Source organism: Escherichia sp. KCJ4928, assembly GCF_004352695.1.
Lineage (GTDB): Bacteria > Pseudomonadota > Gammaproteobacteria > Enterobacterales > Enterobacteriaceae > ECMA0423.
The window spans coordinates 1-4,900 of the sequence record NZ_SJWV01000238.1 but is presented as its reverse complement, the minus strand read 5'-3'; the positions used below and the strand labels follow the sequence as shown (position 1 = coordinate 4,900).

Below are 4,900 nucleotides of genomic sequence, written 5' to 3'. Positions count from 1 at the left end.
CCTGTACCCCCTGTACCCCCTGTGGGCCTGCCTCACCACGCTCACCCTTTGGCCCACGCTCGCCGGTATCGCCTTTTGGCCCGGGAATACCCTGTGGCCCCGTGTCTCCCTTATCCCCCTTCGGTCCCCGCGCATTCTCTGCCCGTTTCTTCGCTTCCTCTGCACTCGCCGCTGACGCTTCCGCACGTTTCAGGATTTCCGCGGCCACCGCTTCCAGCTCTGCAAGGGCTTTCGGGTAATACTGTGCGTCCTCCAGGTCCATCAGAAATTTATTCAGCGTTCCCGGTGCAGACTCCGCCTTCACCAGAATGTCACCCACATATGACGGCGCGTACCCTTCCGTGTTCAGCGTCACCCGGTACAGACCCGGCTCAACATCCATACTGTAACTGCCGGTTTCCCCCGGCTGACCATACGCCACCGTGGTGACAATCACCGTCTCCGTTGTGCGGCGCGCTTTCAGCTCTATCGTGCATCCCGGTACCGGCTTACCGGCCCCGTCCTTCAGCACACCCGATATTCTGACTGCCATGGATTTCCTCCATAAAAAAACCGCAGGACCGGTTTCCCGGCCTGCGGTAAATTTGTGATTTATTGATGTTAAAAAGGTGCCATCCGGCTGATCACCCTCAGCAACCGGTCGGCGGGAAAGGTACACTCCCCCGCCACGGTTTCTTACCGCTTACACTGTAAGAACGCCGCAATCTCCGCGCCCGCTATCCGGAACCGGAACTCGCACAGTGAACTGTGGGTGATCCAGATAATGAGCACTACCGTGATACAAATCACGGTGGTTTTTAACGGTTTTTGCGACATAACGCTTGCTCCTTTTACGGAGAGGCGCTAACCTTTCACTTGCTTAGGATGAATGGTCAGGCCTCGGGTTAAACATGAATGTTTTGTCCGGGGCCTTTTCACATCCGGCCTTCAGGTGTTCCCTCCGGCCATCAGCCAAAGGCACCCGCGCATACTGTACGGTTTTTGTCTCCTTCCGGCAATCCCGGGGCGCGATGTTCAGCGGATGCTGATCCCCGCGCTGTTTTTCTTCACCACTATCGCCTGAAGGTTACTGATACGTGAACTGCCCCAACTGTTATTCTGACGCCGTGAGCTCACGGTAAAACTCAGGGTGATATGACCACCGCCAGCTGGCATATCGATGATCCCGCTGAAAATTCCCGGCTCTGCCACTGACCTGCCTGAATAAATCCGGCGTCCGTTCTGATCAACATGCAGGAAGCACTCTGTCCAGATGTCATTACTGGTGCGGGATTCCTGTTTTGACCCGACATAGATTATCGGCGGGATTATAATCTGCCGGTCAAAGCTGTGATCGTCATACACCGTCAGCGTTCGTGTACCGTTCGCAAGGTGACTACCATCCACCGGAAAAGCCACCCCGGCACATTTCACCAGATCACCAATAATGTTCTCCGCTTTCAGCGTGCCATTTATCGTGCAGTTCTCCGCTATCACGACATTATTCAGCGTGCCCGAGTTCGCACTGATATGTCCGCTGATGTCCGCATTGCGGGCCGTCAGCCTGCCCTCCGGCGTCAGGGAGAACGTCGGGGGATTGCCGGACGAGGTGATGCTCACTGCAAACAGTCGCTTCAGGAACACGTCGTTCATAAACAGCTGATTCCCCTGCGCCACAAACAGCGGCGTGGTGTTGCCGTTCTCCGGGGTAATCATCGCGATACGGTCCGCCTGCAGCAGAATATTGCTCAGCGTCTGGCCATCAGCATCCTCAATCCCCGCACCAATACCGGCAACATACGGAATGCCGTTTTTCGTTTTCTGCACCTTCAGCATGTACAGCGCTGCCAGCTCATCATTCGTGTCTGACTGGACCTGCTGTATCTGCTGTATGGTGGCGCTCTGGTCTTCCAGCTTTTTATCCGTGGTCGAGGTGATTTCACTCCCTTTGTCATCCACGTACTGGCGGACCTGCGCTATCTGCCTGGCGTTTTCCTCCGTGCTCTGGCTGACGGTCTGTGTGATTTCACTGCTCACCCGGTCCACCTGCTGACTCACCTGCGCGATGGCCAGCGTCTGGTCCTCATTCTTTTTCGCAACCAGCTGCGTGAGGCTGTTTTCCGCCTCCCCGATTTTTCGGGTCACTTCCGCAACATCCGTCTCCAGCCGCTGGCGGATGTCTTCTTCCAGTTGCGTGACCTCAGTACGCAGGGCTGACGCATCAATACGCTCTTTCAGTGCCTTCCCCAGCTGCGCCTCATCTATCAGCCCACGGAAAATTTCCAGATACCCTTCACCATCATTGCTGGCCTGCCCGCTGGCCTCCACAAACGCAGATTTCCCCACCAGGTTGACGCTGCGCACATAAAACCAGAAATCCTTCCCGGGCTTAATGTGCGGGCCGGAGACGCTCCACTGGCTGCCGGTACCCAGATAACGGGCAGAGGTTTCCACCTGTGCCGTGTCCGTGATGCGTTTTTCTGAGAACCAGAATTCATACTGTACCGTCGGGTCATACACCGCAGGATGCGGGACCACCGTTATCTGAAAATAGCCCGGCGTCAGTTCAATGCTGGCCGGTGCCGCCGGTGCATTAATCCGGAATGTGGTGGTGGCAGGTTCGCCCTGCTGGCCGTAGCTGTTTATCGCCCTGACCGTCAGGGTGTATTCCCCGAGCGGCAGGCCACTGAAACGGTACTCCGTGTCCGCCGTGATGGCGCTGGTCACCAGGCGGCTGTTCTCACCACTGCCACTGGTCAGGCGCAGACTGAAGCGCACGCCCTTCACCACCCGCGGCGTGTCCCATTTCGCCAGCGCCAGATACTGGCCGTCTGAGGCACTCACCTCCACCGTGAGGTGCTGCACCGCTGGCGGGATGACGCTGTTCAGTGAGCCGGAGAGCGGCTCAAAGCGGGCCCCGTTATCCACAATGGCTTCTTTTTCCGGCACATGCTGCACCGCCGTGATGGCAAAGGTGCCGTCCGTGTTTTCCCGGATGGAAACACAGCGGAACAGGCGACGACGCAGTGACGGCAGGGAGAGTCCCCACACACCGTATGTCGCCACGCCATCAGGCAGAATGCTGACCTGTATCCGGTCCGGGGCGGGTTGTGCAGTGATGTCCACGCGCACCGGCTTACCACGGCCGTTAATCAGGTTCACCGTCGATGTACCTGCTTCCGGCAGTGTCACCTCACGGTCCAGCGTCAGTGTGCGGCTGGCGGCATCGATGGACAGGATGCGTCCGCCGGTCAGGGTCCCGGCATAGTCGTTATCACAGATTTCAATGATGTCACCGGGTGTGTGCCGCAGCCCCTGAGACCCGAGCGTGAAATCCACCGTCTGCGTTTCCAGCAGTTCTGTCTTTATCACCCACAGTCCGGCACGGTGGGCCTGACCGCGGCTGGTACAGCCGAACGCATCCATCTTCAGCAGGTTGCGCCCGTAGCGCAGGATGGCATCCGGGTCTTCCACCAGTTCCGTGGAAGTCTGCCAGCCGTTCTGCGGGTCGGTGTAATTCACCTCCACCGCCGTGTGCCGGTCCTTCAGGGCACTGAAGCTGTAGCGGAACCCCACGCCGTTATCATCCACCACCACATCGCTGTTCGTGTACGGCCACACCACATCCGACGGACGGTCCTGAACGAACGTCAGCGTCTGGCCGTTCCATACCGGCATACAGCGCATCGCCGAGCAGAAATCCCCCAGGACATCCCACACCTTACGCTGCTGTGACAGGTACGCATTAAAGGTCATCCGCGGCTCTGTGCCCCCGAAACCATCCGGGACCGTCTGGTCGCAGTACTGCCCGATGGCATACAGCGCCCACTTGTCCACATCCGCCGCCCCCAGGCGTTTTCCCATCCCGTAGCGCGGGTGGGTCAGCATGTCCCACAGGCACCAGGCCGGGTTATTGCTGTATGCCGGTTTCAGGCTGCCGTCCCAGATACCGCTGTAGGTGCGTTTTTCCGGGTCATAGTTTGACGGCACCTGGATGATGCGGCCGCGGATATGGTAGTTCACCACCATCTGCTGGCCACCGAACTGCTCCGCATCCACCTGCAGCCCCACAATGGCCGTGTTCGGGTAGCACTGTTTCACATCGATGATTTCGGTGTATGACGACCACAGCGTTCTGTTCTGCAGCTGGTCCGTGGTACTGTCCGCCGTCACCCTGACCACCCGGATGTTAAAGGGGCGCTCAGGGAGATTATTCAGAATCACCGACGTCAGGTACTGCGAGGTGGTCTTGCCGTTAATGGTGACATCCTTCTCCGTCACCCAGTTACCGTTACGCTCAAGCTGAATCAGCAGGCGGACAGAAGAGGGATTACGGTCACCCTTTGAGGTGGTCTCCACCAGTGACTGCACCCCGAAGGTGACCCGCAGACGGTCAATGTTCGCTGACGTGATGGTGCGCGTCACCGGCTTTGCCTTCGTCACCTCCACGCCCAGTGCGGTTTCTGCCCCGGAGGACTCAAAGCCTTCCGGCGGTGTCTGCTCCTGCTCCCCGGCACGCCAGACGGCGGTCACACCGTGTATCACGGGATTACCGTCCGTGTCCGTCAGCGGGGTTTTGTTCACCAGAATACTCTGCAGTCCCTTCACCGGGCCTTCCACCGGTCCCTCACCGATGGCATCAATCACGCTCATCATCTGCGTGGATTTGAGATTGTCCTTCGCCTCACGCGGTGTGTGCCCCTTGCCGCCCCCTTTACCCACTCTGTCCCCCTCTCCTGTCTGATGTCTGAATCTGTTTATGCCAGAAAACAACAGGCACCCCGGAGGGTGCCTGTGTCATGACGGAATAAAATTTCTGAAATTCTTCACATTTCTGCAAATTGCCTGTAGCCGCAATAATGACGCTGCGTTACTTTTTTGATGCCTGAAAAATAACTCCATAACGTTAATCTTCATCGTT

3 protein-coding genes are annotated in these 4,900 nt (G+C 57.9%); all 3 read right to left on the bottom strand.

The window, feature by feature from the left end; genetic code table 11:
* On the bottom strand, positions 1–532 hold a 532-nt coding region (locus E0D98_RS21320; RefSeq protein ID WP_170993075.1), incomplete at its 3' end, for a prophage tail fiber N-terminal domain-containing protein.
* A 143-nt stretch (positions 533–675) separates the two neighbouring features.
* Positions 676–816 carry a Hok/Gef family protein gene (locus E0D98_RS21315; RefSeq protein ID WP_000078853.1) on the bottom strand — a complete coding sequence of 47 codons (141 nt, stop codon included), beginning with the start codon at positions 814–816 and terminating at the stop codon, positions 676–678.
* A gap of 198 nt (positions 817–1,014) precedes the next feature.
* Complete coding sequence (locus E0D98_RS21310; RefSeq protein WP_050877253.1) at positions 1,015–4,701, bottom strand: phage tail protein; 3,687 nt, start codon at positions 4,699–4,701, stop codon at positions 1,015–1,017.
* Positions 4,702–4,900: the final 199 nt, after the last annotated feature.

What these genes read in the sequence shown, in the direction of transcription:
- E0D98_RS21315 (WP_000078853.1), bottom strand. Translation starts at nt 816, where the DNA reads ATGTCGCAAAAACCGTTAAAAACCACCGTGATTTGTATCACGGTAGTG.